1 protein-coding gene is annotated in these 1,974 nt (G+C 61.5%); it reads right to left on the reverse strand.

What is annotated here, in order from left to right; all coding sequences use genetic code 11:
• Positions 1-1,974 (reverse strand): immunoglobulin-like domain-containing protein (locus JNA92_RS25560; protein WP_347269626.1); only part of this gene is annotated, 1,974 nt, incomplete at both ends.

Below are 1,974 nucleotides of genomic sequence, written 5' to 3' on the forward strand. Positions count from 1 at the left end.
CATTGGCGGTCAGGGTCACCGTGCTGGTATCGAGCGTATCGCTGACGTTAGTTACGGCTTCAGCCGGATTCACTGCGAGGTTCTCGAAGTCACCACCGGTGGTAACAGTAACGCTGACTTTGACCTGACCGGCGTCTTTGTAGACGTCATCAGCCGGTGCAGCGACGGTCACTTGGCCAGAGGTCTGGCCGGCCGCGATATTGATAGTCGCGCCGTTGCTCAGGGTCACAGTCATCGCGGTGCCGGCTGGGTTGCTCAGCGTGGCGGTGTAAACGATCTGACCGCCCTCGGCGACGTCGCCAGTGGCGCTCAGCACCAGGTTGGTGGTCGCCTGGGTAGCAGGACTGTCGGTGACTGTGGTGGTTGGAGTACCGGCAGTATCCAGCTTCTCGTAATTACCGCCGTCGACCTTGGTGATGCTGTTGGTCAGCGGTGCATTGGTGTTGTAGACGTTGTTTGGCGCGGTGAAGTCGACCGAGCCGGAGGACTCGCCGACACCGATGGTGATGCTTTGACCGTTGGCCAGGGTCACGACCAGCGGGCTACCGGTAACCGGGGCCGACACCGAGGCGGTATACACCACGGTACCGCCCTCGACCACGCTTGGAGTAGCAGTCAAAGTGACGGTCGACGTGTCGAGGGTATCGCTGACGTTGGTCACGGCCTCAGCCGGATTGACCGCAAGATTTTCAAAGTCACCACCGGTGGTGCCGGTAACGCTGACTTTGACCTGACCGGCGTCTTTGTAAACGTCATCCGCCGGGGCTGGAACAGAGACCGTGCCAGTGGTCTGGCCTGCCGCGATATTGATGGTCGCGCCGTTGCTCAGGGTGACGGTCATCGCCGTGCCCGCTGGGTTGCTCAAGGTCGCGGTGTAAACGATCTGGCCGCCCTCGGCGACATCGCCAGTGGCGCTCAGCACCAGGTTGGTGGTCGCCTGGGTGGCCGGGCTGTCGGTGACTGTGGTGGTTGGAGTACCGGCAGTATCCAGCTTCTCGTAGTTACCACCGTCGACCTTGCTGATGCTGTTGGTCAGCGGTGCATTGGTGTTGTAGACGTTGTTCGGTGCGGTGAAGTTGACCGAGCCGGACGACTCGCCGACGCCGATGGTGATGGTTTGGCCGTTGGCCAGGGTCACCACCAGTGGGCTGCCGGTGACTGGGGCCGACACCGAGGCGGTGTACACCACGGTACCGCCCTCGACCACGCTTGGAGTGGCGGTCAGGGTCACCGTGCTGGTATCGAGCGTGTCGCTGACGTTGGTCACGGCTTCAGCCGGATTGACTGCGAGGTTCTCGAAGTCACCACCGGTGGTACCAGTAACGCTGACTTTGACCTGGCCGGCATCTTTGTAGACGTCATCGGCCGGAGCTGCGACGGTCACTTGGCCAGTGGTCTGGCCTGCAGCGATGTTGATAGTTGCGCCGTTGCTCAAGGTCACGGTCATCGCCGTGCCGGCTGGATTGCTCAAGGTCGCGGTGTACACGATCTGACCACCTTCAGCGACATCGCCGGTGGCGCTCAGCACCAGATTGGTGGTCGCCTGGGTGGCCGGGCTGTCAGTAACCGTGGTGGTTGGAGTACCGGCAGTATCCAGCTTCTCGTAGTTACCGCCGTCGACCTTGGTGATGCTGTTGGTCAACGGTGCATTGGTGTTGTAGACGTTGTTCGGTGCGGTGAAGTTGACCGAGCCGGACGACTCACCGACACCGATGGTGATGCTTTGACCGTTGGCCAGGGTCACGACCAGCGGGCTGCCGGTGACCGGCGCCGACACCGAGGCGGTATAGGTCACCACGCCACCTTCGATTACCGAAGCATTCGCCGTCAGGGTCACGGTCGACGTATCGAGCGTATCGCTGACGTTAGTTATGGCTTCAGCCGGATTGACTGCGAGGTTCTCGAAGTCACCACCGGTGGTGTCGGTGATGGTGGCTTTGACCTGGCCGGCGTCTTTGTAAACGTCATCCGCCG

The sequence above is a fragment of the Pseudomonas putida genome (assembly GCF_022627325.1).
GTDB lineage: Bacteria > Pseudomonadota > Gammaproteobacteria > Pseudomonadales > Pseudomonadaceae > Aquipseudomonas > Aquipseudomonas putida_X.